This window comes from Clostridium sp. AF12-41 (assembly GCF_003461685.1).
In the GTDB taxonomy this organism is placed as follows: domain Bacteria; phylum Bacillota; class Clostridia; order Lachnospirales; family Lachnospiraceae; genus Otoolea; species Otoolea fessa.
In genome coordinates this window covers 513,711-538,143 of the sequence record NZ_QTXO01000001.1, presented here as the reverse complement: position 1 = coordinate 538,143, position 24,433 = coordinate 513,711, and the positions used below count along the sequence as shown (strand labels likewise).

The 24,433-nt window shown below is 48.5% G+C and carries 25 protein-coding genes; 20 read left to right on the top strand and 5 right to left on the bottom strand.

The window, feature by feature from the left end; all coding sequences use genetic code 11:
• Nucleotides 1–404: 404 nt before the first annotated feature.
• Nucleotides 405–1,829: an amidophosphoribosyltransferase gene (purF, locus tag DWV73_RS02390; protein WP_117795463.1), complete on the bottom strand. Its 1,425-nt coding sequence runs from the start codon at nt 1,827–1,829 to the stop codon at nt 405–407.
• A 174-nt stretch (nt 1,830–2,003) separates the two neighbouring features.
• Nucleotides 2,004–4,103 (bottom strand): glutamine synthetase III, encoded by a 2,100-nt coding sequence (locus tag DWV73_RS02385; RefSeq protein WP_117795462.1) that lies wholly within the window; start codon nt 4,101–4,103, stop codon nt 2,004–2,006.
• 1,017 nt (nt 4,104–5,120) lie between these two features.
• Between DWV73_RS02385 and aspS the strand changes: the two genes are divergently transcribed.
• The 4 genes from aspS to gatB all read left to right on the top strand — a co-directional run bounded on the left by aspS (nt 5,121) and on the right by gatB (nt 9,776).
• The gene (gene aspS, locus DWV73_RS02380) at nt 5,121–6,452 is read left to right on the top strand and encodes an aspartate--tRNA(Asn) ligase (RefSeq protein WP_022360244.1); all 1,332 of its coding nucleotides are present in this window, start codon (nt 5,121–5,123) and stop codon (nt 6,450–6,452) included.
• Between the two features lie 75 nt (nt 6,453–6,527).
• The gene (gene gatC, locus DWV73_RS02375) at nt 6,528–6,821 is read left to right on the top strand and encodes an Asp-tRNA(Asn)/Glu-tRNA(Gln) amidotransferase subunit GatC (RefSeq protein ID WP_117795460.1); all 294 of its coding nucleotides are present in this window, start codon (nt 6,528–6,530) and stop codon (nt 6,819–6,821) included.
• A 41-nt stretch (nt 6,822–6,862) separates the two neighbouring features.
• Nucleotides 6,863–8,338 (top strand): Asp-tRNA(Asn)/Glu-tRNA(Gln) amidotransferase subunit GatA, encoded by a 1,476-nt coding sequence (gene gatA / locus DWV73_RS02370; RefSeq protein WP_022360242.1) that lies wholly within the window; start codon nt 6,863–6,865, stop codon nt 8,336–8,338.
• A gap of 1 nt (nt 8,339) precedes the next feature.
• Complete coding sequence (gatB, locus tag DWV73_RS02365; protein ID WP_117795458.1) at nt 8,340–9,776, top strand: Asp-tRNA(Asn)/Glu-tRNA(Gln) amidotransferase subunit GatB; 1,437 nt, start codon at nt 8,340–8,342, stop codon at nt 9,774–9,776.
• A gap of 166 nt (nt 9,777–9,942) precedes the next feature.
• On the opposite strand, the gene DWV73_RS02360 is transcribed toward gatB, so the two are convergent.
• The gene (locus tag DWV73_RS02360; RefSeq protein ID WP_117795456.1) at nt 9,943–11,022 is read right to left on the bottom strand and encodes a Xaa-Pro peptidase family protein; all 1,080 of its coding nucleotides are present in this window, start codon (nt 11,020–11,022) and stop codon (nt 9,943–9,945) included.
• Between the two features lie 248 nt (nt 11,023–11,270).
• On the opposite strand from DWV73_RS02360, the gene DWV73_RS02355 reads away from it, so the two are divergent.
• The 13 genes from DWV73_RS02355 (at nt 11,271) to pgeF (ending at nt 20,886) form a co-directional block, all read left to right on the top strand.
• Entirely contained in the window at nt 11,271–12,635 is a 1,365-nt protein-coding gene (locus DWV73_RS02355) for an MATE family efflux transporter (protein WP_117795454.1), read from the top strand.
• Between the two features lie 232 nt (nt 12,636–12,867).
• Nucleotides 12,868–13,209, top strand: a complete 342-nt coding sequence (gene ylxM, locus DWV73_RS02350; protein ID WP_117795452.1) for a YlxM family DNA-binding protein — start codon at nt 12,868–12,870, stop codon at nt 13,207–13,209.
• Nucleotides 13,210–13,224: 15 nt separating this feature from the next.
• On the top strand, nt 13,225–14,592 hold the full coding sequence (ffh, locus tag DWV73_RS02345) for a signal recognition particle protein (protein ID WP_117795450.1): 1,368 nt from the start codon (nt 13,225–13,227) through the stop codon (nt 14,590–14,592).
• An 81-nt stretch (nt 14,593–14,673) separates the two neighbouring features.
• Nucleotides 14,674–14,913, top strand: coding sequence for a 30S ribosomal protein S16 (gene rpsP / locus DWV73_RS02340; RefSeq protein WP_106999919.1), 240 nt, complete (start codon nt 14,674–14,676; stop codon nt 14,911–14,913).
• A gap of 32 nt (nt 14,914–14,945) precedes the next feature.
• Entirely contained in the window at nt 14,946–15,173 is a 228-nt protein-coding gene (locus DWV73_RS02335) for a KH domain-containing protein (protein ID WP_022360235.1), read from the top strand.
• A 145-nt stretch (nt 15,174–15,318) separates the two neighbouring features.
• Nucleotides 15,319–15,831 (top strand): ribosome maturation factor RimM, encoded by a 513-nt coding sequence (rimM, locus tag DWV73_RS02330; RefSeq protein WP_022360234.1) that lies wholly within the window; start codon nt 15,319–15,321, stop codon nt 15,829–15,831.
• Nucleotides 15,832–15,896: 65 nt separating this feature from the next.
• On the top strand, nt 15,897–16,655 hold the full coding sequence (trmD, locus tag DWV73_RS02325) for a tRNA (guanosine(37)-N1)-methyltransferase TrmD (RefSeq protein WP_117795448.1): 759 nt from the start codon (nt 15,897–15,899) through the stop codon (nt 16,653–16,655).
• A 154-nt stretch (nt 16,656–16,809) separates the two neighbouring features.
• A complete protein-coding gene (gene rplS / locus DWV73_RS02320; RefSeq protein ID WP_022360232.1) occupies nt 16,810–17,157 on the top strand; it encodes a 50S ribosomal protein L19 in 348 nt (115 codons plus the stop codon).
• Nucleotides 17,158–17,399: 242 nt separating this feature from the next.
• Nucleotides 17,400–17,945 carry a signal peptidase I gene (gene lepB / locus DWV73_RS02315; protein WP_022358768.1) on the top strand — a complete coding sequence of 182 codons (546 nt, stop codon included), beginning with the start codon at nt 17,400–17,402 and terminating at the stop codon, nt 17,943–17,945.
• A gap of 24 nt (nt 17,946–17,969) precedes the next feature.
• Nucleotides 17,970–18,845: a ribosome biogenesis GTPase YlqF gene (gene ylqF / locus DWV73_RS02310; RefSeq protein ID WP_022358769.1), complete on the top strand. Its 876-nt coding sequence runs from the start codon at nt 17,970–17,972 to the stop codon at nt 18,843–18,845.
• Between the two features lie 6 nt (nt 18,846–18,851).
• Nucleotides 18,852–19,523, top strand: a complete 672-nt coding sequence (locus DWV73_RS02305; RefSeq protein WP_117795445.1) for a ribonuclease HII — start codon at nt 18,852–18,854, stop codon at nt 19,521–19,523.
• Between the two features lie 15 nt (nt 19,524–19,538).
• Nucleotides 19,539–19,925 (top strand): YraN family protein, encoded by a 387-nt coding sequence (locus DWV73_RS02300; RefSeq protein WP_117795443.1) that lies wholly within the window; start codon nt 19,539–19,541, stop codon nt 19,923–19,925.
• 70 nt (nt 19,926–19,995) lie between these two features.
• Nucleotides 19,996–20,886, top strand: coding sequence for a peptidoglycan editing factor PgeF (pgeF, locus tag DWV73_RS02295; RefSeq protein ID WP_117795441.1), 891 nt, complete (start codon nt 19,996–19,998; stop codon nt 20,884–20,886).
• A 155-nt stretch (nt 20,887–21,041) separates the two neighbouring features.
• Here pgeF and DWV73_RS02290 read toward each other — a convergent pair whose 3' ends face one another.
• On the bottom strand, nt 21,042–21,251 hold the full coding sequence (locus DWV73_RS02290) for an alpha/beta-type small acid-soluble spore protein (protein WP_022358773.1): 210 nt from the start codon (nt 21,249–21,251) through the stop codon (nt 21,042–21,044).
• 314 nt (nt 21,252–21,565) lie between these two features.
• Between DWV73_RS02290 and rsmD the strand changes: the two genes are divergently transcribed.
• The 3 genes from rsmD to DWV73_RS02275 are packed head-to-tail and all read left to right on the top strand — an operon-like array spanning nt 21,566 to nt 23,273.
• A complete protein-coding gene (rsmD, locus tag DWV73_RS02285) occupies nt 21,566–22,120 on the top strand; it encodes a 16S rRNA (guanine(966)-N(2))-methyltransferase RsmD (RefSeq protein WP_022358774.1) in 555 nt (184 codons plus the stop codon).
• A gap of 20 nt (nt 22,121–22,140) precedes the next feature.
• Nucleotides 22,141–22,644: a pantetheine-phosphate adenylyltransferase gene (gene coaD, locus DWV73_RS02280; protein ID WP_022358775.1), complete on the top strand. Its 504-nt coding sequence runs from the start codon at nt 22,141–22,143 to the stop codon at nt 22,642–22,644.
• A gap of 11 nt (nt 22,645–22,655) precedes the next feature.
• Nucleotides 22,656–23,273 carry a hypothetical protein gene (locus tag DWV73_RS02275; RefSeq protein WP_022358776.1) on the top strand — a complete coding sequence of 206 codons (618 nt, stop codon included), beginning with the start codon at nt 22,656–22,658 and terminating at the stop codon, nt 23,271–23,273.
• Here the strand turns inward: DWV73_RS02275 and DWV73_RS02270 are convergent.
• Nucleotides 23,239–24,237 (bottom strand): nucleoside recognition protein, encoded by a 999-nt coding sequence (locus tag DWV73_RS02270; protein ID WP_242995703.1) that lies wholly within the window; start codon nt 24,235–24,237, stop codon nt 23,239–23,241. The two genes, DWV73_RS02275 and DWV73_RS02270, sit on opposite strands and share 35 nt — an antisense overlap.
• Nucleotides 24,238–24,433: the final 196 nt, after the last annotated feature.

The following is a 24,433-nucleotide window of genomic DNA, read 5'->3' as shown; positions in this document are numbered from 1 at the left end:
AAGAAAACAGAAAAACGAAAATAAAGCTGTTTCTTCTATATATAATGCCTGTTGTTTTAGTATTTTTCACTGTACTTTACTCTAGGGCGATTTTTTCGCACGTTTTTGCTGTTTTTCGCAGGACGGGATGAAGAACAACCGTCCGTCATCCAATGTATAAAAACATATAAGACATTTTAAACAAAAACAAAAGTTTTGACAAAACGTGAAAAAGTGTGAGGGATAAAAAAGGACTCGGTGAGAGCCCTTTTTTATGTAATAGGAAATTCCTTGGAATTCCCTATTACACAAAAAGGCACTAACGTGCCAATGATGCGCACTCCCGCGAAGCAGAAACATGTCGCAAGCGACCGCGCTCGGCGCGAGAATGTGCCAAGGCACATTCTTTTTCATTTGCGAAATATTTATTCTAATGCATCCTTAATCTCCCCATCCGGCACATCCATCGGATAGTTTCCGGTAAAACATGCCGTACAGAGCGGCAGTCCGCCTGCCATCTCCTCAAGATCTTCAATCGGCATATATCCAAGCGAATCCGCACCGATCTCCCGGCAGATTTCTTCGACGGAATGGCTGCTGGCGATGAGCTGTTTATTGGAGGGGACATCGGTGCCGAAATAGCAGGGGAAGAGGAATGGCGGGGAGCTGACGCGCACATGAACCTCCTTCGCCCCGGCTTTTTTGAGCATGCGGATCAGGTTTTTCATCGTCGTACCGCGCACGATAGAGTCATCGACGAGGACAATGCGTTTTCCCCTGACAGCCGGTTCCAGAATATTAAGCTTGATACGGACGCTATTTTCGCGTTCTTCCTGGGTCGGTTTGATGAAGGTTCTGCCGACATAGCTATTTTTATGGAAAATAATCTCATATGGAATGCCGGATGCCTTCGCATATCCCATCGCGGCGGTCAGGCCGGAATCCGGTACACCGGCGACGAGGTCGGCATCGGCAGGGAAGGAATGTGCGAGAGCCGCGCCGCCGCGCAGCCTTGCCTCATAGACGCTCACATCATCGATGTGGCTGTCGAGGCGGGCAAAATAGATGTATTCGAAAACGCAGTGCGCCCGTTTTTCCTGCTGCAGGCTTTTATCAGAAAAAACGCCGTCGCGGGTGATGGTCACGATCTCACCCGGTTCGATATCACGGATAAATTCGCCGCCAACCGAGGTGATGGCACAGCTTTCCGATGCCATGATCCAGACATTTCCCTTTTTGCCGAGGCAGAGAGGACGCAGACCAAATGGGTCACGAACACCGATCAGCTTGCGCGGGCTGGAGATAATCAGGGCATAAGCGCCACGTGTTTTTGCCGCGGTCCGTTTGATTGCCTCTTCAGCGGTCGGGGCAGCCAGACGTTCTCTGGCGATGTGGAACGCGATTACCTCTGAATCCATCGTCGTCTGGAAGATTGCGCCGGTTTCTTCAAGCTGGCGGCGCATCTCAAACGCATTTACCAGGTTTCCGTTGTGCGCCAGACAGAGTGTTCCCTTAAAATACTTAAGCACCAGTGGCTGTGTGTTTTCGATGGTGGAAGAACCGGTTGTGGAGTAGCGGACATGACCAACTCCCAGATTGCCGCCGAGGCGTTTTAACGTCTCCTCATGAAATACCTCATTGACAAGTCCCAGCCCTTTGTAGCAGTTGACAACGCCCTTTGGACCGTTCGTGTCACAGACTGCGATGCCGCATGACTCCTGACCGCGGTGCTGGAGTGCGCTGAGTCCGTAGTACATATCTCTGGCAACATCGCCGCCCTCCAGGTCAAACATTCCAAATACGCCGCATTCCTCACGAAGCCCGGTTTCGTATGTGAGTGACTCCCTCATGATATAAACCTCCTTTGTATTCAAGATACCTGAATGATAAGAAAATAACAGGGATAAGAACCCAAAATTGACTGCAAAATATCAGTATAAAAGACAATATAGCAATATTTTGCAGCCAAATCATAACACATTTTTCTCGATTTTTCAATCAAGTCATAATATTGACATGTCAGATTATACGGAGAACAGCAGTTCATCGTAAGTCGGATACGGCAGGAAGGAATCCGGAATCAGGGCTTCTGCGGTATCAACGCTGCTTCTCAAGTCATCCATCTTGGCAAGAATCGTATAGTGGAAATATGCAACCTTCTCGATATTATCTTCCATGGATTCTGCCGCTTTTTCAGCCTCTGCCAGTGCTTCGGTTTTCTCGGAAATCTCGGTGTAGAGATCGGACAGCTTCTCAAGCAGTTTGCTCTCGGCGCTGATCGGTGCGTCCGGCAGGATTGCCTTTGTCTTTGCGGCGGTTTCAGCCAGCTCCTTGCAGTAGGAGAGGACGGACGGCAGGAAGGTCTTCTTCATCATCGAAAGCATCGTCTTTGCCTCGATGTTGATGGTCTTGATGTAGTTCTCTTCCTTGATTTCGTAGCGGGAGAAGAGTTCCTCCTTGGTGTAGATGCCGTGTTTCAGGAACAGTTCTACGTTTTTCTCAGCAATCAGGCGCGGAAATGCCTCTGCGCAGCTCGGCAGGTCGAAGAGTCCGCGTTTGTGAGCTTCCTCTACCCATTCGCTGGTGTAACCGTTGCCGTTGAATACGATGTGGCGGTGATCACGCAGCACTTCCTTTAAGAGCAGATGGATTTCTGCCTCCAGAGCCTTGCCTGAAAGACCTTCCAGACGGTCTGCAAATTCGCCTAAAACTTCAGCTACGGCTGTATTGATGACAATGTTCGGTTCCGATACAGAGAGAGCGGAACCTGGCATACGGAACTCGAATTTATTGCCGGTAAAGGCAAACGGAGAAGTACGGTTGCGATCGGTTGTATCTTTGATAAAGTGCGGCAGAACCTTTGCGCCCGGCTTCATGGTCTGGACTTCTTTTGCCTCAGACTCGAGATCTTTTTCCACAATATCGAGAACTGCTTCCAGATCATCTCCGATAAACATAGACACGATAGCTGGCGGTGCCTCGTTGCCGCCCAGACGGTGGTCATTTCCAGCAGTTGCAACTGATACGCGGAGCAGATCGCCGTAGACATCGACTGCCTTGATCGTTGCGAACAGGAAGAGAAGGAACTGTAAGTTCTTTGCCGGATCGCGGTCCGGATCAAGAAGGTTTTCGCCGGTGTTGGTCGATAAAGACCAGTTGTTGTGTTTACCGCTTCCGTTTATGCCCTCAAATGGTTTCTCATGGAGCAGGCACACAAGACCATGTTTCTCTGCCACACGTTTCATGATTTCCATAGTGAGCTGGTTGTTGTCAACTGCCACATTGGTAGTCGTGTAGATGGTGGCAAGTTCATGCTGCGCCGGAGCTACCTCGTTGTGTTTGGTTTTTGCCGGAATACCGAGCTTCCAGAGCTCTTCATCCAGTTCTTTCATGAAAGCGGAAACTCTCGGACGGAGAGCGCCGAAATAGTGGTCATCCATTTCCTGACCCTTCGGAGCTGGTGCGCCAAACAGAGTTCTTCCGCAGAACTTCAAATCGTTTCTCTTATTAAACAGCTTTTTATCAACCAGGAAATACTCCTGTTCCGGACCAACGGTGGAGACAACGCGGGTCACATCTTCATTTCCGAAGAGCTTCAGGACACGCAGCGCCTCGCGGTTGATGGTTTCCATCGAACGCAGAAGAGGGGTTTTGGTATCAAGTGCCTCGCCGCTGTAGGAACAGAATGCGGTCGGGATGCAGAGTGTATCGTCTTTAATAAATGCCGGGGAGGTTGGATCCCAGGCTGTATAACCTCTTGCCTCAAAGGTGGCACGAAGTCCGCCGGATGGGAAACTGGATGCATCCGGTTCGCCCTTTACCAGCTCTTTGCCGGAGAAATCCATGATAACTTCGCCATTGCCAACCGGGTTGATGAAACTGTCGTGCTTCTCAGCAGTGATGCCGGTCATCGGCTGGAACCAGTGTGTGAAGTGAGTTGCACCATTTTCAACGGCCCATTCCTTCATTGCAACTGCGACTGCATTTGCAATGTCGAGATCCAGATGACTGCCATTTTCAATCGTTTTGCGGAGTGCCTTATAAACATCTCGCGGCAATTTGCTTTTCATGACTTTGTCGTTGAATACAAGACTTCCATACAGTTCAGGGATGTTTTTTTTCATAACTCATGTCTCCTTTCAGGTTTTATGTCTGCGATTTTGTGATGATTAAATCCACGTAAGATGAATGTGCTCTGACACATTCTCACGCCGGGCGCGGTCGCTTGCGACAGCTTACATCTTCGCGCGAGTGCGTATCATTGGCACGTTAGTGCCTTTTGGTGTAATAAGGAATTCCAAGGAATTTCCTATTACATAAAGAAAAGGGCACCTCGATCATCTCGAAGCGCCCTTGCTTTTATGTGTAGTAGTATACACGAAAAATTCTGAATGTCAATACAATTTGCACACGAATTTTGAAAAAATGTTTCAAGGGAGAATATTGTACAAGATTTCTTCTATTTAAGTCGAACATCTGTGAGACTTGGCGCGTGATACTGGTCAGCGAAGCTGACATATTCCATACAGAATTACTGCGTGAAAAAAAATTAAAAAACCTCTTTACAAACTCAGAAAAATAGTTTATAGTTTGAACATAAAAAATTGAATCCAATGGGGTGGGCAAGGATGCCATGATAATCATGGTATTCGTGCCCACTTTTTTAAAAGGCAAAGATGGAGACTCTGTTTCGAAGAATCCGACAGAAAGACGCGGTCACCGGCTGAGAGCCGTGTCAGGAGGGAGCGGGACAATAGGGAACACTCCGGAGCCGGATGACTGAGAGCGACACTGGACACCCCGCCAGCCGCCGCAGGTAGGTCATCACGTGACTGCGCGTTAAGCAGCGAAAGAGTAAAAAGAAAAACAATCGTTTCTTTTTAAATGCGGGTGGTACCGCGGGAATATCCCGTCCCGGAATGATGTGAGTGAACGTCATTCCGGGACTTTTTATGTAATAGGAAATTCCTTGGAATCCCCTATTACACAAAAAGGCACTAACGTGCCAATGATGCGCACTCGCGCGAAGATGTAGTTTGTCGCAAGCGACCGCGCTCGGCGCGAGAATGTGCCAAGGCACATTCTTTTTCATTATTCCCGTCCCGGACATATCAAAAAGCAGAGAAAGAGAGGAAACAGCGATGGAATTTATGACAGGTAAAAAGGAAAAAGAAGTGCTGGATCTGGCAGCCGTGTTTGCAGACGGTATGGAAGGACGGGAAGTAAAGGTAAACGGCGCGATCATGAGTGTCCGCAACATGGGAGATATCGCATTTGTGATTCTCCGGAAACGTGACGGCGTGTTGCAGACTGTCTATGAAAAAGGTGTGACCGACGCGGATTTTGCTGAATTAAGAGAAGAAACATTCGTAGAAGTTTCCGGTGTCCTCCGAAAAGAAGAGCGGGCGCCGAGAGGCATGGAACTTCGTTTAAAGAGTGTTCGGATCCTCTCGAAACCGGAAGAACCGATGCCGATTGCCGTATCAAAATGGAAAATGAGCGCATCCCTGGAAGCCAAACTGGATATGCGTTCTCTGACACTCCGCAACCTGCGGGAGCGCGCACGTTTCAGAATCCAGGAAGGAATCGCACGGGCATTCCGGGAGTACCTGCATGGAGAAGGATTTACGGAAATTCATTCCCCGAAGATCGGAGCAAAAGGAGCCGAGGGCGGAGCAAACGTCTTTAAACTCGATTATTTTCACCGCCCGGCGGTGTTAGCGCAGAGTCCGCAGTTTTACAAACAGATGATGGTCGGCGTGTTTGACCGTGTGATGGAGGTTGGTCCGGTGTTCCGTGCGGAGAAGCATAACACGAAACGTCATTTAAACGAATATACCGGACTGGATTTTGAGATGGGATATATCGATGATTTTACCGATATCATGGCGATGGAAACCGGATTTCTTCAGCATATGGTGGAAATTTTAAAGAAGGAATATTCCACGGAGCTGGAAATCCTTAAAGTCAAACTTCCGGAAGTAGAGAAGATTCCGGCAGTGACCTTTACCGAGGCGAAACGCCTTGCCTCCGAAAAATATGGAACCCAGATCAAAAACCCATACGATCTGGAGCCGGAGGAAGAACACCTGATTGGACGCTACTTTAAAGAAGAGTACGGCGCCGATTTCGTGTTTGTCACCCATTATCCATCCAAGAAGCGTCCATTCTACGCGATGGATGACCCGACAGATCCGAAAGTAACACTCAGCTTTGACCTTTTATTCCGTGGACTGGAAGTCACAACCGGCGGACAGCGTATCCACAGCTACACCGAGTTGATGGAGAAGATTGAAAAACGCGGTATGGATACCGAGGGAATGGAACAGTATTTAAGCACCTTCAAACACGGTATGCCGCCTCACGGCGGACTCGGTATCGGTCTGGAACGTATGACGATGCAGCTGCTTGAAGAGGAGAATGTCCGTGAGGTTTCGCTCTTCCCGAGAGATATGAGCCGTCTGGTACCGTAACGTGACAGGACGCAATTTCCTATGAAACAAAGAGCTTGTCCATAACACATATTATAATAGGAAGGAACAGAACTTATGGCAGTGAAAATAGACGATGAAATGATTGATTATGTTGGTATTTTAGCAAAGCTTTCCCTTTCCCCAAAGGAAAAAGAGGCAGCGAAAAGCGACATGAGCCGGATGCTTGAGTATATCGATATGCTGAATCAGCTTGATACTTCGGAGGTAGAACCGATGTCGCATGTCTTTGACATTCACAATGTGTTCCGCGAAGATGTCGTGGAAAATGGAGATGAATCAGATGCGATGCTTTCGAATGCACCGGAGCAGAAAGAAAAACAGTACAAGGTGCCGAGGACAGTGGAGTAAAAAGAAGTAGAGATACAGGCAGCAATATGGAGGAAATCAGGATGGGAATTTCAGAATTAACAGCGCTGGAGCTGGGAAAAGAAATTAAAGAAAAACAAATCTCCGTCCGGGAGGCGGTACAGGCATCTCTGGAACGGATTCATAAATATGAAGATACAGTTCATGCTTATGTAACGCTGACCGAGGAGGCAGCACTGGCACAGGCGGATGAGATCCAGAAACAGATTGACGATGGCATCCTGACCGGACCGCTGGCGGGCGTTCCGATGGCGATCAAGGATAATATTTGTACAGAGGGAATTGAGACAACGTGCAGTTCCAAAATTTTAAGGGGATTTGTACCTCCGTACTCAGCGGAGGCAGCGCTGAACCTCAAAAAAGCCGGTGCGATCCTGCTTGGCAAGACAAATATGGATGAATTTGCGATGGGAAGTACGACCGAGACATCCTGGTTTGGACCGACGAAAAACCCGTGGAATACAGAGCATGTACCGGGCGGATCTTCCGGTGGCTCGTGTGCGGCTGTCGCAGCGGGAGAGACCTTTTTTGCTCTTGGTTCAGATACGGGCGGTTCCATCCGCCAGCCAAGTTCCTTCTGCGGCGTGACCGGCATCAAACCGACCTATGGAACGGTTTCCCGGTATGGTCTGATCGCCTATGGTTCCTCGCTGGATCAGATTGGACCGATTGCGAAAGATACCGCAGACTGCGCGGCAATTCTGGAGACGATCGCTTCCTATGATAAAAAGGACAGCACCTCTGTCAAGCGGGAGGCGTACAATTTTACCGCTGCCCTGACCGGAGAGGTAAAAGGGATGAAGATTGGAATCCCGTCCGATTATCTGGGCGAAGGGCTCGATGAAGATGTAAAAAAAGCTGTTCTGGCGGCAGCTGATGCGTTAAAAGAACGCGGGGCAGAAGTGGAGTTTTTTGATTTAGGCATGGTTGAGTATGCGATCCCGGCATATTACGTCATTGCATCGGCGGAGGCAAGCTCCAACCTGTCCCGGTTTGACGGTGTGAAGTACGGTTACCGCACACCGGAATATGAAGATTTACATGAAATGTATAAAAAGAGCCGTTCCGAGGGCTTTGGACCAGAGGTAAAACGCCGTATCATGCTCGGTTCGTTCGTTTTGAGTTCCGGCTACTACGATGCATATTATCTGAAAGCACTCCGCACAAAAGCATTGATTAAACAGGCATTTGACAAGGCGTTTGAGAAATACGATGTCATTCTGGGACCGGCAGCGCCGTCCACGGCACCGCTGCTGGGCGACAGCCTTTCCGATCCGATGAAGATGTATCTGGGCGATATTTATACTGTTTCGGTCAACCTGGCAGGTCTTCCGGGCATTTCAGTTCCGTGCGGGCTGGATTCGAAGGGACTTCCGATCGGGCTTCAGATGATCGCAGACTGCTTCCAGGAAAAGAAGCTGTTTGGCGCGGCATCTGCATACGAAAAGGCGAGAGGTGCATGGAAGCTTCCGGTTATGACAGACAAGGAGGGCAGATAAGATGAAGAAAGAATATGAGACAGTCATCGGCTTGGAGGTACACGTAGAGCTGGCGACGAAAACCAAGATTTTCTGCGGCTGCTCCACCGAATTTGGAGCAAAACCAAATACTCATACCTGCCCGGTTTGTACCGGTATGCCGGGTTCTCTGCCGGTTTTAAATAAGAAGGTCGTTGAATACGCGATGTCTGTCGGTCTGGCGGCAAACTGTGGTATCAACCAGTTCTGTAAATTTGACCGGAAAAACTATTTTTACCCGGACAACCCGCAAAACTATCAGATTTCCCAGCTGTATCTCCCGATCTGCCACGACGGTTATATCCCGATCGATACGCCTGCCGGTGAAAAGAAAATTCGTATTCATGAAATTCACATGGAGGAAGATGCCGGAAAGCTGATCCACGACGAGTGGGAAGACTGCTCGCTGGTTGATTACAACCGAAGCGGCGTGCCGTTGATCGAGATCGTTTCTGAGCCGGATATGCGGAGTGCTGATGAGGTTATTGCCTACCTCGAACGCCTGCGCCTGCTGGTACAGTATCTGGGCGCATCAGATTGTAAGTTACAGGAAGGTTCGATGCGTGCCGATGTCAACTTATCGGTCCGTGAGGTGGGAAGTGAGACATTTGGTACGAGAACCGAGATGAAGAACTTGAACTCTTTCAAGGCGATTGCCCGTGCGATCGACGGTGAGCGCGCCCGCCAGATTGAGCTGCTGGAAGAGGGCAGGAAGGTCATCCAGGAGACGAGACGCTGGGATGACAACAAGGAATACTCCTATGCGATGCGTTCTAAAGAGGATGCGAAAGATTACCGTTATTTCCCGGATCCGGATCTTCCGCCGGTCTGCATCAGCGATGAATGGCTGGAATCCGTCCGCGCCGCCCTGCCGGAATTGCAGCCGGAAAAAATGGCACGTTACCAGAGTGAATATGGTCTGTCTGAATATGACAGCCGCATTCTGACTGAGTCTAAGAAGATGGCGGATATGTTTGAAAAGACCACTACCATCTGCCAGAAACCGAAGAAAGCGGCAAACTGGCTGATCGGCGAGGCAAGCCGCCTGCTCAAGGAAAAAGGACAGGACGCTGAAAGCCTGTGGTTCTCCCCGATGCATCTGGCACAGCTCATCGATCTGGTCGATGCCGGAACGATCAATAACAACACGGCAAAAGAAGTATTTACAGCTGTTTTCGAGCAAGATGTCGATCCGTCCGCCTATGTCGATGCACATGGACTTGGCATGGTCAATGACGACAGTGCCCTGGAACAGGCAGTTTCCGATGTACTCGCCGCAAACCCGAAGACGGTGGAAGAGTATAAGAGTGGAAAGACAAAGGTACTTGGATTTCTGGTTGGTCAGGTGATGAAAGCGATGAAGGGCAAGGCAAATCCGGGTAAAGTGAATGAAATGATGACGGAGAAGCTGAACGCGTAAAAACGCCTTTTTATAAATGAAAATTATAATTAGCTTTTAAAGAAAAGTAAAAAGAAACTGTCTACAGATACTGGATTTCTGGATGATTCGTGAGTTGTAAGCGGAATTACCAGAAATACCATCTGTAACAGTTTCTTTTTTATATGTTATAAATTATGCGATGTGATTACTCTACAATATCCAGCTCCTTGCTGAAGGAGTTCAGAATCTCGCATCCGTCCTCAGTAATCAGCACCAGATCCTCGATTCTCACACCAACTTCGCCTTCTACATAAATACCTGGTTCGATGGAGAAGATATTGCCAACCTCAGCGACCTTGGTGTTCGCAGAAGAAACATCGCCGTACTCATGTACTTCCAGACCGATGAAATGTCCCAGCCGATGGGTAAAGTTCGGACCATATCCGGCATCCTCGATGATCTGGCGGGCAGCTTTATCGACTTCGCAGAGCGGAACGCCCGGTTTCAGAATTGCTTCTGCGGCAGCATTTGCGCGGCGGACGGTCTCATAAATAGCGCGGTGCTTCTCAGACGGTACTTTTTTATAGAAGAAAGTACGTGTCATATCGGCACAATAGCCATCCTTCCTGCATCCAACATCAAACAGGACGGTGTCGCCCTCTTTCAGAACCGTGTTGTCCGGACCGTGGTGTCCAAGCGCGCAGTTTGCACCGAAGCCAACCAGTGGTTCAAAGGAATATCCGTCTGCACCGAGACTCTTATAAATATCTAACATCTTGGAAGCGATCTCTTCCTCAGTCACGCCCTCATGGATCAGACCTCGGAACTGTGCCATCGCCTTATCATTGATTGCGGAAACCGCACGCATTTTTTCACGTTCTTCGTCATCCTTGCACGCACGGACCTCATCGATGCAGATGGAGCTGACCTTGTAGGAGGAAGCGCCCGAATGATCGATGACCGGAATCAGGAAACGGGCAGCAAATGTTTTATCAATACCGAGCGGTTTGCCTGCCTCAACACAGTCGCACAGAGGAGTCAGGTAATCGTCTGTATCCGAGAAACGGAATTTTTCTACGCCCAGATCTTCCGGAACGGTAAAGAGGTTATTGATAAAGATCTTATTCTTGCCGGACTGGTTAATGTAAAGTGCCAGCAGACGTTCACCCGGATCAATAAAGCGACCCGTCAGATAATAGATCGCATATGGATCGGAAATAATCATCTGATCGAGTCCCTCTGTCTCCATTTTTTTCAAAATTTTATCAAGTCGCTGTGTGTTCATCATGATGTCCTCCTTATAAATAGAGTGGCTGTAACTGTGAAGATGCCGGACAGTTTACGCCATAAATTTATCGTAACTGTTCAGTACCTTCACAGTCACAATTTAGCTGCTTTTATTATAAGACGCGCTGAGAAAAAGTCAACGATAAAAGAACGCTTGAAAAGTGTATGGAAAGGGGGTAGAATAGTATCAACTGACCAGCCTTTGAAAAATGAAAGGACTTTTTTTGGATACGAAAGGAAAAAAACATGGCGAAATCCTATGAAATGGATATGTGCAATGGCCCGATTCTCAGAAAGGTACTTACATACTCCATTCCGTTGATGCTTTCTGGCGTGCTTCAGCTTCTTTTTAATGCGGCGGATGTGATTGTGGTGGGACGTTTTGCAGGCAGCCAGTCTCTGGCAGCAGTCGGCTCGACCAGTTCCCTTATTAATCTTCTCATTAACGTCTTTATTGGTCTGTCGATCGGCGCGAATGTCCTGGTAGCGCGCTATTATGGTGCGAAGAATGACCGCGACATGAGCGAGACAATCCATACGGCGATCACGGTCAGCCTGATGAGCGGGCTGTTTCTGGTCTTTTTGGGTTTGTTTACCTCACGTTTCTGGCTGGAACTGATGGGGACGCCGGACGATGTCATCGATAAATCGACGATCTACATGCGGATTTATTTTGCCGGTATGCCGGCAACGATGGTGTACAATTTCGGAAGTGCAATCCTGCGCGCGATCGGCGATACGAAACGCCCGCTGTATTTCCTGACCGTGGCAGGTGTTATCAATGCGGCACTGAACGTATTCTTTGTTACCCAGCTCCAGATGGATGTAGCAGGTGTCGCGCTGGCAACCGTGATTTCCCAGTGTATTTCCGCATTTCTGGTTATCCGCTGCCTGATGCGTTCAGATGGCGCGATGAAGCTGTCGCTTTCCAAGCTGGGAGTCAACCGGAGGAAACTTCTTCTTATTATAAAGGTAGGTCTTCCGGCTGGTATTCAGGGGGCGATTTTTGCGATCTCCAACGTACTGATTCAGTCGTCTGTCAATTCCTTCGGTTCGATCGCGATGGCAGGCAACACGGCATCGCAGAATATCGAGGGATTTGTGTATACCTCGATGAATGCGCTGTACCAGACCAATTTAAGCTTTACGAGTCAGAATATCGGAGCAGAGAAATACACGCGGATCAAAAAGATTCTTGCCACCTGCCAGGGCGTCGTTGTGACAGTAGGACTGGTGCTTGGATTTGCAGCATACCTCGGCGGTCCGTGGCTGTTGCAGATATATTCAGAAGACGCCGACGTTATTTCCTATGGACTGCTCCGGATGTCGATCATCTGTACGACGTATTTCCTGTGCGGCGTGATGGATACGATGGTCGGAAGCATCCGCGGACTTGGGTATTCGATCCTGCCGACGCTAGTCTCTCTGACCGGCGCCTGCGGACTGCGAGTGATTTGGATCTTTACCATATTTGCAGCGCAGCGATCGCTGGCGATCCTGTATCTGTCGTACCCAATCTCCTGGGCGGTCACTGCGACGGCACATATGATCTGCTTCTGGCGGGCGGCGAAGAAGATGCCGAAGGAAGATGGCCATCCGGTGCGGGGATAGAATTTGAAAGAAAACGTTACTGTTCACGCATACGTGCCCAGTAACGGAATTTGCCGTGGCTTCGCATTTAAATACGGCAAATTCCTGCTGCCACCACGTTTTCTTACGGCACTTTCGGTTCCAAAAGTGCCTACCTGTGAACAGTAACAAGAAAACACAAATCTAATTAGTGTAAAGAAAAAATACTTGACACCAATTAGATTATCGTGTATGATAACACAGGTGATGAGGAATGGAAAAAATTGTTGAACAGGGTCTTTTGTATGATTTCTACGGAGAACTCCTGACAAAGCATCAGCAAAGTGTATATGAGGATGTGGTATTTAACGATCTATCCCTCGGTGAGATTGCAGACGAACAGGGCATTACCCGTCAGGGTGTGCATGATCTGATCCGGCGCTGTGACCGTACACTTCTTGGTTATGAGGAAAAGCTTGGACTGATTGCCAAATTCCAGAAAACCAAGGAAAAAGTAACTGAGATTCATCGGTTGACGGAAGAATTCAGCCAGACACAGAATCAGGCGCTGATTGAGGCAATCGGGCGAATCTCAAACGAGATATTGGATTTATAATGCAGGAGGTTTTTGATGGCATTTGAAAGCTTGGCAGACAAACTGCAGAATGTGTTTAAAAACCTGACAGGCAAGGGACGACTCAGCGAGAGCGACGTAAAAGCCGGACTCAAAGAAGTCAAGATGGCCCTTCTGGAAGCGGATGTAAGCTTCAAGGTAGTAAAACAGTTTATCAATTCTGTACAGGAGCGGGCGATTGGAACCGATGTTTTAAATGGTCTGAATCCAGGACAGATGGTAATAAAGATTGTCAACGACGAGCTGGTCAAGCTGATGGGCTCCGAAATGACAGAGATTGCGTTAAAACCGGGCAATGAGATTACCGTCATCATGATGGCAGGTCTCCAGGGTGCTGGTAAGACGACCACGACGGCAAAGATTGCCGGAAAGCTCAAAGCAAAGGGAAGAAATCCATTGCTGGCAGCATGTGATGTCTACCGACCGGCGGCAATCGAACAGCTGCAGAAAAATGGTGAAAAACAGGGTGTTCCCGTATTTGCGATGGGAACGAACCACAAACCGGTCAATATCGCAAAGGCAGCGCTTGAGCACGCGGCGAAAAATGGCAACAATGTGGTTATCATCGATACAGCCGGCCGTCTCCACATCGATGAAGCGATGATGGATGAGCTGGTTGAGATCAAAGAGAATGTGGATGTTTATCAGACACTTCTCGTTGTAGATGCCATGACTGGTCAGGATGCAGTCAATGTAGCGAGCATGTTTAACGACAAAATCGGCATTGACGGTGTGGTTCTGACAAAGATGGATGGCGATACGCGAGGCGGTGCGGCTCTTTCTATCAAGGCGGTAACCGGAAAACCGATTCTCTATGTCGGTATGGGCGAGAAACTTTCCGATTTGGAACAGTTTTACCCGGACCGTATGGCTTCCCGGATCTTGGGCATGGGCGATGTTCTTTCCATCATCGACAAAGCATCTGCTGTGATCGACGAGGAGAAGGCAAAAGAACTCGGCCGCAAGATTAAGAAGGCAGAATTTGATTACAACGACTTCCTCGATCAGATGAACCAAATCAAGAAGATGGGCGGCATGGCGAGCATCATGAGCATGATGCCGGGCATGGGACAGCTTAAAGGTCTGGATTTAGATGAAAATGAGAAGACGATGGGGCGCGTGGAGGCGATCATCCTCTCGATGACAGCCGAAGAGCGGCGCAACCCGGATCTGATGAATCCGTCCCGCAAGAAACGAATCGCACAGGGCGCAGGCGTGGATATCGCAGAAGTCAACCGCCTGGTAAAACAGTTCGGAGATATGAAAAAGCTGATGAAACAGCTTCCGGGCATGGCAGGCGGCGGAAAACGCAAGGGTCTTGGCGGATTCGGCGGTATGCTTGGCAAGATGAAGCTGCCGTTTTAAACAAGTGTTAGTAGATGCAGTGTGCATTAGCTATATTTTATAATTCAAGGAAATAAGGAAAATTTCAGGAGGTAATTTAAAATGGTAAAGATGAGATTAAGAAGAATGGGTCAGAAGAAAGCTCCTTTCTATAGAATCGTTGTTGCAGATTCCAGATCCCCGAGAGATGGCAGATTTATCGAGGAGATCGGTATCTATGATCCGAACACAGAGCCGAGCACTCTGAAATTCGACGAGGAAGCTGCTAAGAAATGGTTAGCAACAGGCGCTCAGCCGACAGAGACTGTTGGTAAACTCTTAAAGATCGCTGGTATCCAGTAAATCAAGCATACTGACCTGTGAGGTGCAAAGGTATGAAAGAATTAGTAGAAGTTATCGCGAAAGCACTGGTTGAGAACCCGGACGAGGTAGTGGTTACAGAATCGGTCAAAGACGACGAGACTGTAATCGAGCTTTCCGTTGCACCGGCCGATATGGGTAAGGTAATTGGAAAACAGGGTCGTATCGCGAAAGCGATTCGCTCGGTTGTCAAGGCGGCTTCATCCAAGGAAGACAAGAAAGTTATTGTAGAGATTCAGTAATACAGACGAAGCTGAAAAGCCGGCTGCCTGAAAGGGTGTCCGGCTTTTTTATATCAATCACAGGAAATTCAAGAGGATGCCAACGCAACCGCAACCCGGCGCGGGAATGCAAGGCACGTTCTATTTCATACAGGAGGATTACAGAATGGTTGATTATCTGAGAGTTGGTGTAATTACGTCCCCGCATGGTCTGCGCGGAGATGTGAAAGTATTCCCTACCACCGATGATGTGAATCGCTTTAAAAAATTAAAAAAAGCGTATATCGACACTGGAAAAGAAAAAATGCCGGTGACCGTGGAACAGGCGCGTTTTTTCAAAAATATGGTCATTCTTAAATTTAAAGAGATGAACCGGATTGAGGACTGCGAGCCATTCCGTAATAAGGATATTCTGATCACCCGCGATCAGGCGGTGAAACTGAATCCGGATGAGAATTTCATTGCCGATCTGATTGGTCTGAAAGTGCTGACGGATGAGGGCGAGGAGTTCGGTACGGTGAAAGATATCCTTCAGACAGCAGCTAACGATGTGTATCTGATCGAAGGACCTGAGGGCAAAGAATACCTCTTCCCGTCCATCAAGGAATGCATCCTGAATGTCGATCTGGAGGCTGGCACCGTAACGGTACATATCATGGACGGGCTTCTGGATCTGTAAATGGAATGACAATCCTAAAATAAAAGTACCGTTGTGAAAGTGCTGTATAAATATAGGAGAAACGGATGAATTTTCATATTCTGACCCTGTTCCCGGAGATGGTAATGGGGGGACTGAACACAAGTATTACGGGGCGTGCGATTGACAAAGGGCTGATCTCGGTTGAGGCGGTCAATATCCGCGATTACTCAAAGGACAAACATCATCATGTAGACGATGCGCCCTATGGCGGCGGCGCCGGTATGGTGATGCAGCCGGAACCGATTTACGATGCATATGAAGCCCTGGCGGCGCGCACCGGAAAACGTCCGCGAGTGATCTATCTGACTCCGCAGGGGCAGGTTTTCAACCAGAAAATCGCGGAAGAACTGGCGAAAGAAGAGGATCTGGTGTTCCTCTGCGGGCATTATGAGGGGATCGATGAGCGCGCGCTGGATCTGGTTGTAACTGACTATCTCTCCATCGGCGATTATGTCCTGACGGGCGGTGAGCTTCCGGCGATGGTTATGATCGACTGCATTTCCCGTCTGGTGCCTGGTGTGTTAAATAATGACGTATCCGCGGAATTTGAGTCATTTCACGACAATCTGCTGGAATATCCACAATACACCCGCCCGGTTGTATTTATGGATAAGGCGGTCCCGGACGTACTTCTGACCGGGCATCACAAAAATATCGAGACCTGGCGCCGTCAGAAATCGATCGAACGGACGCTGGAACGCCGCCCGGACCTTTTAAAGGATGCGGTTCTGGATAAGAAAGAGAAGAAATATCTGGAAGAGCTGATTCGTCAGAAAGAGGAAAAAGAAACCAAAAAACTCTAAAAAAGGGAGCAGAAAGTCCTTGCAAATCAAGGATTTCTATGATAAAATCATATTCTGTGAAATAAAGAGATGTTCCGCTGTTACAGGAAGCACGTTTTTACGGGATAAAAGATCGTATTAAGAACATCAAAGATTTTAAAGGAGGTTCACAAAGATGAACGAGATTATTAAGAACATTGAAGCAGCTCAGTTAAAGGAAACCGTTCCGAGTTTCAACGTAGGCGATACAGTACGTGTATCTGCTAAGATCAAAGAGGGAAACCGCGAGAGAATTCAGGTTTTCGAGGGAACTGTTATTAAAAGACAGAACGGCGGCGTTCGCGAGACTTTCACTGTTAGAAAGAGCTCCAACGGTGTTGGTGTAGAGAAGACCTGGCCGTTACATTCTCCGTCTGTAGAGAACGTTGAAGTAGTAAGAAGAGGTAAAGTAAGAAGAGCAAAACTGAACTACCTGAGATCCAGAATCGGCAAGGCAGCGAAGGTAAAAGAGTTAGTAAAATAATTTCTGAAGCGGATGGGGCTGCTGTACAGGTCAGCCCGCTGTGTATCCGGATATGCGGTTATGTGTGTCCGGCGCGGCGGGAGGAGCTGTGCAGCAGCTTTTTTCGATCCATAGGGGGAAGGCTGGGCACCAACCACATACATGAGCGTTGATGAAATTCGGGTGCGGCTGGCGGAAAATCAGCCACAAAAGCAAGTGCAAAAAAGACTCCGAGAGTACATTGGATAGAGAGGGAGTGACATATGGAGCTGAAAGAGGATAGGAACCGCATCCGTTTGGTGGTCGGATGGATCGTGGATATCGCGGTGGTAATTTCGATCGCGTGGTTCGCCGTGTTTGCGATGGGGACGCAGATACGGGTGAGCGGTCAATCGATGGAACCCGTGTTGTCGCAGAACGAAAAGGTTCTGATGAACCGCCTGAGTTACCGCGTGATGCGCCCAAAGCGCTATGACATTATCGTATTTGAAAAAGAAACGGGAAATTACAATATAAAACGCGTCATTGGACTGCCAGGTGAGACGGTGCAGATCAAGGACGGTTATATTTACATTAATAATGAAAAATTAGACGCCCCGAACGACTTGGGTAAGGCGGCTCTGGCTGGACTGGCGGAATATCCGATTAGTCTGGATAAAAACGAATATTTTCTGCTGGGTGACAACCGCTCCGGCAGTGAGGACAGCCGCTTTTCCAATGTGGGAAATGTGAAGTTCCGGCAGATCAAAGGAAAGGTCTGGCTGCGGATCCAGCCGGTTAGCCGGTTTGGGTTGATTTCGTCGAGATAGGTTCTAAGAAAGGAAGAAAATTTCATGCAGATACAATGGTACCCTGGACATATGACAAAGGCAAAAAGAGCCATGAAGGAAGATATCAAGCTAATCGATCTGGTGATTGAGCTGGTGGATGCGCGCGTGCCGCTCGGCAGCCGCAACCCGGATATTGATGAGCTTGCGAAGGGAAAGGGACGGATTGTCCTTTTAAATAAGGCGGATCTGGCGGACGACGGCTGTACAGAGCGCTGGATCGCATGGTTTAAGGAGCAGGGCATCCATGCACTCCGCATCAACGCGCGCAGCGGCATGGGAATGAAGCAGATCCAGCCGCTGGTGCAGGAGGCATGTAAGGAGAAAATTGAGCGTGACCGCCGCCGCGGTATCAAAAACCGCCCGGTGCGGACAATGGTAGTCGGCATTCCGAATGTCGGAAAATCGACCTTTATCAATTCCTTTGCCGGAAAAGCCTGCGCCAAGACTGGAAATAAACCGGGTGTTACCAAGGGAAACCAGTGGATCCGCTTAAATAAGACACTGGAACTTCTCGATACGCCGGGAATCCTCTGGCCGAAATTTGAAGATCCGAATGTGGGACTGTGCCTTGCATTTATCGGCTCGATCAACGATGAGATTCTGGATAAGGAAGAGCTGGCAGCCGAGCTGATCAAAAATATGTCCGGACGTTACGGAAAGCGCCTGGAAGAGCGGTATGGTGTGACGCTGGTTGAGAATACGGCTGGGGACGGCGAAGATACAAAAAAAGCCTGGGAAATTCTGCGTGAAATCGCAAGGGCACGTTCCTGTCTTTTAAAGGGCAGCGAGCTGGATACGAAAAAAGCGGCTGGCTTCCTATTAGATGACTTCCGCAGCGGCAAACTGGGGCGCGTGACGCTGGAAGTGCCGGAGGTATAGGAAAACATGAGAAAACTAACAGGAGAAAAACTGGAAGCAGAACTGGCGCGTCTCGAAGGAATGCGCGCCTATGAACATCAGTACGAAAGTGCAGGGATCGTCTGCGGCATTGATGAGGCGGGCAGAGGTCCATTAGCCGGTCCGGTGGTGGCGGCGGTCGCGGTACTTCCGAAAGACTGTACGATTCTGCGGCTGAACGATTCCAAAAAATTGTCGGAAAAATGCCGGGAAGAATTATTTCTGGAAATCAAAGAAAAGGCAGCTGCCTACGGAATTGGAATTGTAAGCCCGGAGGTGATCGATTCCATCAATATTTTGCAGGCGACCTATGAAGCAATGCGTCAGGCAGTCGCACAGCTTCCGCAGGAGCCGGATATCTTTTTAAATGACGCGGTCATCATTCCGGGGATTTCGGAGGAAAAGCAGATTAAGATTATCAAGGGCGATGCAAAAAGTGTCTCGATCGCGGCAGCCAGTATCCTGGCAAAAGTGACGAGGGATCATATGATGATGGAGTACGATAAAATCTATCCGGAATACGGGTTTGCGAAGCATAAAGGATACGGAACCAAGATGCATAACGAGGCAATTTTAACCTATGGTCCATGCCCGATCCACCGGAGAACCTTTTTGAAGAAGCTGCTGGGCGAGGAAGCCGCGATGCAGGGAATGAAATAACAGAAAAGGAGCTGAATGGGAGAAAGAAACTTTCATCTTCATGGAAATTCATTCAACCGCCGTGCCATCGGAACTGAATATGAAACCCTGGCGTGTGAATATCTCACCCGGTACGGTTATCAGATTCTCTGCCGGAATTTCCGCTGTCGCCAGGGTGAAATTGATATTATCGCAAGAGATAGAGACTACCTGGTTTTTATCGAGGTCAAATACCGCCGCGATGAACACGAAGGCGATCCGGCGGAGGCAGTGGATGCCCGCAAGCAGGCGAGGATTCTTCGTACCGCCCGGTATTATATGACGCGTTATCATATTTCCGAGGACACGCCGTGCCGGTTTGATGTGGTGGCGGTGCTTGGCAGTAACGTGAGGTTAATTCGGGACGCGTTCTGGTGTGGATAATTACAAATGAGAGAATTCAAAAACTGCACAATCAGATTTGAGCAAGAGACAGAAAAAGGATGTGACAATCATGGCGCTTACCTATATACAAAAAACAGTTCATCCGGCACCAATTACCCTTCATGAGTCAAACGGAGTGGCTTATTTTACCTTTCCGCTCTTAGAGCAGACCAGGATGGTGCGCCACGCATTTTCTACCCGGCTTGGCGGAGCGAGCAAGGGGTATTTCAGTACGATGAACTTTTCGCTGACGCGCGGCGACAACCGGGACGATGTGCTTGAAAATTACCGGAAAATGGCGCGGATTCTGGGAACGGATGTGTCAAAGATGGTGCTCAGCCATCAGACGCACACGACGAATATCCGTCTTGTTACGGAAGCGGACGCTGGAAAAGGAATCTGGCGGGAACGCGATTATGAAAACATCGACGGGCTTATCACAAACGTGCCGGGGCTGACGCTGGTTACATTTTTTGCGGACTGTGTACCATTATATTTTGTAGATCCGGTGCATCATGCCATCGGACTGTCGCATTCCGGCTGGAAGGGAACCGTTCACCGGATGGGACAGAAAACGATCGAGGCGATGGGAGAGGCGTTCGGCACGAAGCCGGAGGATCTGCGCGTCTGCATCGGACCGAGCATATGCCGGGACTGTTATGAGGTCAGTGAGGATGTGGCAGACGCATTTAAAGAAGAATTTGGAGCAGAAATCAGTCAGGATGATTCAACATCCTGTTATTCCTGGAATGGGAAATCGATTCTCATGAATAAGGGGAATGGCAAGTACCAGCTTGACCTCTGGGGCGCGAACCGCCGGGTGCTCCTGGATGCCGGAATTTTGCCGGAGCATCTGGCTGTGACGAATGTATGTACGAAATGCAATCCGGATCTTTTATATTCACACCGCGTGATGGGAGATAAGAGGGGGAATCTGGCGGCATTTTTATCGCTAAAGTAAGTATACAATCTGTCTGTCAAACAAGTGAATGAATGTTTTGCAGAAAAGAACAGCAGCATGATTGAAAATCGGTCGTTCAAGTCCGGTTTTGTCAATCATGCTGCTGCCGTTTTTTTCGCCGTTTCAGCGAAGATTCAGAAGAGCCCTACGATGCCTTATTTACCAGCCATCTTTTTTTCCTGTTCCTCAATCATCTTTTTGACCATATAGCCGCCGACGGAACCAGCCTGTGCGGAGGTCAGGTTACCATTGTAGCCCTCGCTTAACGGAACGCCAATCTCATTGGCAACCTCCATCTTAAAGCGGTTCATCGCTTCCTTGGCTTCCGGTACATTGGTTTTGTTAGTGTTGTTGGAACTAGACATAACAGACGCCTCCTTTTTTGCGTGTGCCCCTTCAAACTTTCGTTTGTCCGGGTGTCTCTTTTTGTTACATTCTCAGTATGCGGATCTTAAAAGTGAAATACACTAGAAGGTTTTGTGCAAATTGACATTTTGGGGCAAAACACCCACAATGTAGGGAAAAAAGTTAGTATTGATCCGATTTTATGCTTGTATATCAGTAAAACTCATACTATAATAGAACAGATGTAGTGTTAAAAAATACGCAAACTGTTTGGTGAATTTTACGGTTGCAGTTCAAAATACATTAATATTTCTAGTAAGATGGAGAAAAATCCATGCGGGTAATAGCAGGAAGTGCCAGAAGGCTTACTTTAAAGACGATCGAGGGAATGGATACGAGACCGACGACGGACCGTATCAAAGAAACTCTTTTTAATATGATTCAGAATGATATCTATGGATGCACATTTCTCGATTTATTCAGCGGAAGCGGGGCGATCGGGATCGAAGCTTTAAGCCGCGGGGCAAAAGAAGCTGTTTTTGTGGAGAAGAATCCGAAAGCGGCGGACTGCATCCGTGACAATCTGAAAGCGGCCCGCCTGGCTGATAAGGCGACGCTGTTAAACTGTGATATTTCGGATGCATTGAAACGGATAGAAAACCGGAAGAGTGCGTTTGATTTCATTTTTATGGATCCTCCGTACAACCATCTCTGGGAGAAAGAAGTGCTTACTTATCTGGCGCATTCGTCCCTGGCAGATGAACATACGATGATCATCACAGAGGCATCGAAAGAGACCGGGTGCAGCTACCTTTCAGAACTGGGATACCATCTCGAAAAAGAGAAGATATATAAGACGAATAAACATCTGTTTATCCGAAAAGCTTGAATACCAAAGGAGAAAAAAAGATGAAAACAGCCATTTATCCGGGCAGCTTTGATCCGGTGACGCTCGGACATTTTGATATTATAAAGCGATCCTCCGAAATTTTTGATCAGGTCATCGTGGGAGTTTTGTGTAATAACGCAAAATCTCCGTTGTTTTCTGTCGAAGAACGTGTTAAGATGTTAGAGGAAGTGACAAAAGACATTCCTAACGTGGAGGTGCAGTCGTTTGACGGACTTCTGGTCGATTTCATGCGCCAGAATCACGCAAAGGTCATCGTGCGTGGTCTGCGTGCGATCACGGATTTCGAATATGAGCTGCAGCTCGCGCAGATGAACCGGGTGATTGCACCCGAAATAGATACCCTGTTTCTGACAACGAACCTTAAATACGCGTATTTAAGTTCCAGTATGGCAAAAGAGGTTGCGATGTACGGCGGAGACATTTCCGAATTTCTCGATCCGGTCATTGCAAAACAAGTACAGGAGAAATACCAGGCGCTTCAGGAAGACAGGGAATGTAAGTAAGGAGAAAAGCTATGAGCAGAATTGAACAGATCATCACAGAAATTGAAGATTATATCGACAGCTGCAAGTTTCAGCCGCTGTCCAACACGAAGATTTTAGTAAATAAAGAAGAGATTGAAGAACTGCTCGTGGAACTGCGTCTTCGCATTCCGGAGGAGATCAAGAAGTATCAGAAGATCATCAGCAACCAGGATGCGATTCTGCAGGAGGCACGTTCCCAGGCAGACGCGATGGTAGCCGAGGCGACCGCCCAGACCAATGAGCTGGTTAATGAGCATGAGATCATGCAGCGTGCATATGCAGAAGCAAACAGCATTATTGAGCAGGCAAATGCACAGGCACAGCAGATCGTGGACAACGCTGTCACAGAGGCAAACAATATCCGCCAGGGTTCCGTTCAGTACACGGACGACATGCTCCGCAGCCTGCAGACCATCATCAAGCATTCGATGGAGGGCGCGCAGAGCCGTTTCGAGTCTTACATGAGTTCGATGCAGTCCAGCTACGATGTCGTATCTTCCAACCGCAATGAGCTGGCTGGCAGTGTCGTGACCGAGCCGGAGGAGAACACAGGCGCCGAGGCAGCAGCGGCCGCTACACAGGCGGCATCCGGCGAAGCAGCAGAATAAAGAGAACGAACGAGAGACTGGCGTGAACCAGTTTCCACAGTACATAATGCCGGATGGAAAGTCCGGCATTTTTTTCTCTGTCTTTTCGGCTGTCCCGTATGACTGAATTTGTCTGGGCGATCCCGGATAACCCGCCAAACGCGGCACACGCCGCTATCGCACCGGATTGAACCGGGATACTGAATATAGCACCAGAACGGGCGATCGCATCGATGCCGGTTGTCATTTCAGCCGTCCCGATCAGAAACAGACGCAGCGTGCCGGAACAGAAGGCGTCGGCAAAGGCAGCGAGGATCGAATACAGCATGATCAAACCGCCGATGCGGACCTGCAGTTCGATGCAGTCCATCAGGATGGTGTCGAAGGAAGCGGGAACGGAGACGGATGTGGATTTTGTGCGGGCGGGCTTGACAGAGCCGGTTTGTTTCGAAAAAGATCGGTTTTGAAGGCTAAAAGAAGTTACTTTATTATAAATGCATAGGAGACTTCCAACCAATAAAAGCGGCGTATATAGTGCCAGAACCAGATAGTTTGACGGAACTGCCGGGTTCAGCCTAGGTGCAGCATATCCGGCGATAAACATGGGGCTTGGCGAAGCGCTGATGGCGGTCAGAAGCCGTTTTTCATGTGCCGAAAGCAGCGATTTCTGGTTAAAATCGGCGGCAGTTTTCATTCCCATCGGGTAACCGCAGAGCATCCCGGCAAGCAGGGCATAGCCGCTGTAGACAGACATACCAAGATGTTTCAAAACTGGGTGAAATGGCGCTAGAAGCAGCCGGACGCCGCCGTGTTCAGCTAAAAGCTTTGAGAAGAGCATAAAGGGAAATAACGTCGGAAAGACCGTATTGAACCATAAAAGAAGTCCTTTCTGTGCCCCATCCGCAGAGAGACGCGGATGCGAGAGCAGAAGCGACAGGATAAGTGCTGGGAACAGGGCGGATACTATTTTTTTTATATATGGCATGGGAGCGCCTTTCTATCATTAAAAAGTAATATAAAGATAGATTATATATATGTAGACAGAAAATGGCTCATTCCTTTTGGAAGCCTGAAAACCGGCATACCGAACAAAGAAAGAACGAATGAGCGCGAAGAAAAAGTCTTTAGAATCACGATTATAAATGGATATACAGAGCAATAGACAAAAACAGGAGGAAAAC

Bases quoted from the DNA above. Each gene is read 5' to 3' on its own strand.
- DWV73_RS02335 (WP_022360235.1), top strand. From the start codon at position 14,946: ATGAAAGAATTAGTAGAAGTTATCGCGAAAGCACTGGTTGAGAACCCG.
- aspS (WP_022360244.1), top strand. From the start codon at position 5,121: ATGGAATTTATGACAGGTAAAAAGGAAAAAGAAGTGCTGGATCTGGCA.
- DWV73_RS02355 (WP_117795454.1), top strand. From the start codon at position 11,271: ATGGCGAAATCCTATGAAATGGATATGTGCAATGGCCCGATTCTCAGA.
- gatB (WP_117795458.1), top strand. From the start codon at position 8,340: ATGAAGAAAGAATATGAGACAGTCATCGGCTTGGAGGTACACGTAGAG.
- rsmD (WP_022358774.1), top strand. From the start codon at position 21,566: ATGCGGGTAATAGCAGGAAGTGCCAGAAGGCTTACTTTAAAGACGATC.
- coaD (WP_022358775.1), top strand. From the start codon at position 22,141: ATGAAAACAGCCATTTATCCGGGCAGCTTTGATCCGGTGACGCTCGGA.
- rpsP (WP_106999919.1), top strand. From the start codon at position 14,674: ATGGTAAAGATGAGATTAAGAAGAATGGGTCAGAAGAAAGCTCCTTTC.
- ffh (WP_117795450.1), top strand. From the start codon at position 13,225: ATGGCATTTGAAAGCTTGGCAGACAAACTGCAGAATGTGTTTAAAAAC.
- DWV73_RS02270 (WP_242995703.1), bottom strand. From the start codon at position 24,237: ATGCCATATATAAAAAAAATAGTATCCGCCCTGTTCCCAGCACTTATC.
- ylxM (WP_117795452.1), top strand. From the start codon at position 12,868: ATGGAAAAAATTGTTGAACAGGGTCTTTTGTATGATTTCTACGGAGAA.
- gatA (WP_022360242.1), top strand. From the start codon at position 6,863: ATGGGAATTTCAGAATTAACAGCGCTGGAGCTGGGAAAAGAAATTAAA.
- rplS (WP_022360232.1), top strand. From the start codon at position 16,810: ATGAACGAGATTATTAAGAACATTGAAGCAGCTCAGTTAAAGGAAACC.
- pgeF (WP_117795441.1), top strand. From the start codon at position 19,996: ATGGCGCTTACCTATATACAAAAAACAGTTCATCCGGCACCAATTACC.
- DWV73_RS02305 (WP_117795445.1), top strand. From the start codon at position 18,852: ATGAGAAAACTAACAGGAGAAAAACTGGAAGCAGAACTGGCGCGTCTC.
- DWV73_RS02290 (WP_022358773.1), bottom strand. From the start codon at position 21,251: ATGTCTAGTTCCAACAACACTAACAAAACCAATGTACCGGAAGCCAAG.
- DWV73_RS02275 (WP_022358776.1), top strand. From the start codon at position 22,656: ATGAGCAGAATTGAACAGATCATCACAGAAATTGAAGATTATATCGAC.
- ylqF (WP_022358769.1), top strand. From the start codon at position 17,970: ATGCAGATACAATGGTACCCTGGACATATGACAAAGGCAAAAAGAGCC.
- purF (WP_117795463.1), bottom strand. From the start codon at position 1,829: ATGAGGGAGTCACTCACATACGAAACCGGGCTTCGTGAGGAATGCGGC.
- lepB (WP_022358768.1), top strand. From the start codon at position 17,400: ATGGAGCTGAAAGAGGATAGGAACCGCATCCGTTTGGTGGTCGGATGG.
- DWV73_RS02360 (WP_117795456.1), bottom strand. From the start codon at position 11,022: ATGAACACACAGCGACTTGATAAAATTTTGAAAAAAATGGAGACAGAG.
- trmD (WP_117795448.1), top strand. From the start codon at position 15,897: ATGAATTTTCATATTCTGACCCTGTTCCCGGAGATGGTAATGGGGGGA.
- DWV73_RS02300 (WP_117795443.1), top strand. From the start codon at position 19,539: ATGGGAGAAAGAAACTTTCATCTTCATGGAAATTCATTCAACCGCCGT.
- rimM (WP_022360234.1), top strand. From the start codon at position 15,319: ATGGTTGATTATCTGAGAGTTGGTGTAATTACGTCCCCGCATGGTCTG.
- DWV73_RS02385 (WP_117795462.1), bottom strand. From the start codon at position 4,103: ATGAAAAAAAACATCCCTGAACTGTATGGAAGTCTTGTATTCAACGAC.
- gatC (WP_117795460.1), top strand. From the start codon at position 6,528: ATGGCAGTGAAAATAGACGATGAAATGATTGATTATGTTGGTATTTTA.